The sequence below is a fragment of the Fulvivirga sp. genome (genome assembly GCF_040220315.1).
Taxonomy (GTDB): Bacteria; Bacteroidota; Bacteroidia; order Cytophagales; family Cyclobacteriaceae; genus Fulvivirga.
This window is the reverse complement of record NZ_JAVJUY010000122.1, coordinates 1-3,520: the sequence shown is the minus strand read 5'-3', so window position 1 is coordinate 3,520 and position 3,520 is coordinate 1. Positions and strand designations below refer to the sequence as shown.

The 3,520-nt window shown below is 31.9% G+C and carries 4 protein-coding genes and 1 pseudogene; all 5 read right to left on the bottom strand.

Annotated features, from left to right (window positions below; all coding sequences use genetic code 11):
* Positions 1-167 (bottom strand): annotated as a pseudogene (locus RLO81_RS20660) (IS256 family transposase); the annotation flags it as partial.
* Between the two features lie 77 nt (positions 168-244).
* On the bottom strand, positions 245-652 hold the full coding sequence (locus RLO81_RS05710; RefSeq protein WP_350108501.1) for a DUF1573 domain-containing protein: 408 nt from the start codon (positions 650-652) through the stop codon (positions 245-247).
* 4 nt (positions 653-656) lie between these two features.
* Positions 657-1,826 (bottom strand): DUF4934 domain-containing protein, encoded by a 1,170-nt coding sequence (locus RLO81_RS05705; protein WP_350108498.1) that lies wholly within the window; start codon positions 1,824-1,826, stop codon positions 657-659.
* Between the two features lie 260 nt (positions 1,827-2,086).
* Positions 2,087-2,344: a hypothetical protein gene (locus RLO81_RS05700; protein ID WP_350108495.1), complete on the bottom strand. Its 258-nt coding sequence runs from the start codon at positions 2,342-2,344 to the stop codon at positions 2,087-2,089.
* 289 nt (positions 2,345-2,633) lie between these two features.
* On the bottom strand, positions 2,634-3,446 hold the full coding sequence (gene lepB, locus RLO81_RS05695; RefSeq protein WP_350108492.1) for a signal peptidase I: 813 nt from the start codon (positions 3,444-3,446) through the stop codon (positions 2,634-2,636).
* Positions 3,447-3,520: the final 74 nt, after the last annotated feature.

Genomic DNA, 3,520 nt, shown 5'->3' with positions numbered 1-3,520 from the left:
CCAGATTCGTCACTAGCCAGGTGGCCGTCCATCTCAGCTTCCAGAGCCTCCTCCAAAAACTCCTTCAGCATTGGGGCAAATGCTCCATCTTTCCCAAATAAGGGCTCTCCATTCTTAAATTGTCGTAGTGCTTTCTCTTTTAGGGTTTCTTTCTCTTGTTCACTCATGTCTAATACTTATAAATTTTAAAACTAAATTCAAAGCTTAGACAGAGTTGAGATTACAGTCTCGGAAAATCGAAATTTTACAATTCTACTTTTCCTTTCAAAATCAGAATAATCAGCGAATTTTCAATATTGCAAAATACTTGAATCTTCTGATTGAAAAATCCTGATGATTTTGGATTGTATTCAACCTCAATCTTTACACTCTCATTCGGGGCTATACGGCCTTTAGGCCAATCAACAACAGTGCATAAACATGATACTTGAACATCATTAATAACTAAGTCATTTTTTCCAGTATTCTGCAGTTCAAAAACTCCTACTAAATTTTTTGTTGTATCAACCAATCCCAAATCAATTACATGATTTTTAACAGTGACCTCCGTAAATAATTGGGTTGGAGTCCTTAGATAATCGATATTCAATATGGTGACTATTAGTATTGGTATTAGTAAACCAATAATTAAAAACAGTATACTTTTTAACATTATTCTAAAATTTGAAAAGACAAACTATTGGATTTGAACCAATCGGATTACTCGAAAAAAGCTCTTCCCAAAGAGGATCATTTTCATATTTATCAAGAAAATAATCATAACTTTCGGAATACAATATTGAAATGAAGTAACTATTTTCCATTACACCAACCGGAGGGCTAAGCAATACGTAACTCATATTGTTTATGATGTTTGTATGATCAAATAGTTGTTTTGTAGATCTATTGTAGAATGCGTTTAAGAGTGGAGTAGGCTTGCCATTGATAGTAGATTTAATAGTGTAACCAAATACCAACTTGTCTTCAATTTCCTCATAAGAATTTGATAAAAAATTCAATTCCCTATTTTGTGCTTTTCTAAAAAAAGCCTCGAACTCATATCTTTCTTCTTCTGGCCAAAAAGAATCACCAAAATCAATAAAATATTTTGGATAATGTTTACCATTTAATGTTACCTGATGTATATATGAAGAGGTTTGGTCACTGTATAAAAGTCCTTCATTATTACTTGTTATATTTCCTGTCAGAGCTAGTAATCCAATGGCGTGCAATGAGCTAGGAAATTCGAATAATGAATTAACAATATTTTCATGGTTGCTTCCCATAATTTTCAAATTAGTATTTTGATCATCAAAATAACCAACATTATGAGCGTAGTAATTTGTACCCATTTGATTAATACTCCATGACTGAAAGGGTAAATTACTTGTTTCAAGGTGTATCCCATCCAAGGAGTATCTTAATACTTGTCGCTTACCAGTAGATAAGATTAACACTTCATTTGAACTTCTATCAATACAAAAATCTTGCAAATCAATAAATTCACCAGGACCTGCTCCGATTGAACCTATTTTATGAAGAAATGTACCGTCAATGTCAAATACAAGTATTGCATCATTCATTTGATCGTGAATATACAATCTGTCTTCTACGTTCTCAACTTTAGCTATTCTTCTAATTAGCGATTCGCTATTTGTTTCCAAGGGAATAAAAGACAAATCTTGCAGAATATTTAAAATATCTTTTTTTTGGTCTCTCTCGTTTGATCCTATCTTTATTCTTATCAATTCTGTATGTGACTTTGACTCAACATTGCTATCACAATTAGAGAGAAGACTACTAATTAGCAATATTAAAAGTATGTACTGAAGCTTAAGTTTGCTCATATTTTAGTAAATTAAAACCGACAACTCCAACATTATATTCCTAAAGAATTTTATTTATATACAAAATCAGCCACCAATGTACTCATGTACACTCACTTCTTTAACCTAAAGCCAGTCTTGCCAAATACGCTATAATTGTTCCTACTACTTTTTGTAATCAAAAAAATTAAAATGACTTAGCCCTAAGAATCTCTTAGAAATTTTTCTAAAGATAATTTAAGGTAAAGAGATGCTGCATGTTTTGCAGCACTCTTAAAAATTCAATTACATGATGTTTGAATACAACCATCTCCAGACCATACACAATAAAGATAAATATCGCTACTATTAGGGCAGTAAGCCGCTAAACTATAGTAACCAGGAATCACTAATTCTGCTTGTGCTGTAGCACCAATTCGTAGATCGTTTAAACTTAGCCTTTGCGAATTTTTATCAAATTCAAAACTTGCAAGTAAGTTAAACATAGCGATCCCAGAAATGAATAATCCTAAGATCAACATTGAAATCTTTTTTTTCATGACATTTAATATTTTGTGGATAATTAGACCAATATAGATCAAAAGTTTTGCATTTCAAAAACTTTGTATGGTGAGTCAGAAAAAGACATCAGAATTTCAGTCTGGTCAGTAATAGCAAAATACAACCAATTCCAAAAGTTCATTTTGGACCTTTGGAAAAGTCAAGTTTATGTACAATTCCCAAAAATATTTATTTGAAGAAGTTACAGGCATTTAACATCTAAGCCAACCATATTGTGAATATATTGTAGTAAGGTTGTCATAAGCACCTGTACTTATCCTGTAGACTTCAGAATAATACTTTGCCTATTATCGATTGTTCGGGTATCATCCCCCATTTGCGTGAGTCTAAAGAATTATCTCTATTGTCACCCATAACAAAGTAGTAGTTATTCATAAATGTAAAAGTTGAATCGTCAAGATTCTTCATAAATAAAGAATCTTGAAATGACGGGTTTTCAAAACTCTTGATTATTCTAAAATAATGCTTCATAATATCTGAAGAGTATTGTTTAATATTAATTGTTGCACCAGAAGATGGTATTTCGACAGGTCCATAATCATCAATGCTTCTATTTCCCGGAGATGTTTGATAAATCTTAATTACGTCTTCATTGTAGCTTTGAATAGTTCTTTCAGCAGTGATTTTACTATAATATTTACAACTAACAGCATTTTTTTCGACGATCAGTTGATTATTAATAACCAGATAACCATTACTCAATTCCAAAATTTCCCCGGGTAATCCTTTGCATCTTTTTACTAGTATCATTTTGCTTTTCCAAGGTCCATGAAAAACAAATACATCATCCCTTGCAACCTTTCTTCCAACTGGCCATCTTTTATATCTCCAAGAGGTATTATTGAACCACAAAAAAAAATCATTACTAAGCGCAAGTAGGTTGAATAAAGGTATTTCCAAAGGACTTTCTGGCCATTTCGGACCATATATTAATTTACTAACCAAAATATACTCACCAGTTCTGATCTCGGGCTCCATTGATCTGGATGGAACCACATATACTTCCAAAATAAAAAGCTTAGTAGCGATAGCAATAATTGTTACAAATATTACCATTGATATTCCTTTTGCAGCTTTCATACCAAGTCTCTTAATGGATCTCATCAAAATAAAGAAGTCAATATTTTGTCTTTCAATCTATTAAGACAGATTAT

Bases quoted from the DNA above. Each gene is read 5' to 3' on its own strand.
- RLO81_RS05710 (WP_350108501.1), bottom strand. From the start codon at position 652: ATGTTAAAAAGTATACTGTTTTTAATTATTGGTTTACTAATACCAATA.
- lepB (WP_350108492.1), bottom strand. From the start codon at position 3,446: ATGAAAGCTGCAAAAGGAATATCAATGGTAATATTTGTAACAATTATT.
- RLO81_RS05705 (WP_350108498.1), bottom strand. From the start codon at position 1,826: ATGAGCAAACTTAAGCTTCAGTACATACTTTTAATATTGCTAATTAGT.
- RLO81_RS05700 (WP_350108495.1), bottom strand. From the start codon at position 2,344: ATGAAAAAAAAGATTTCAATGTTGATCTTAGGATTATTCATTTCTGGG.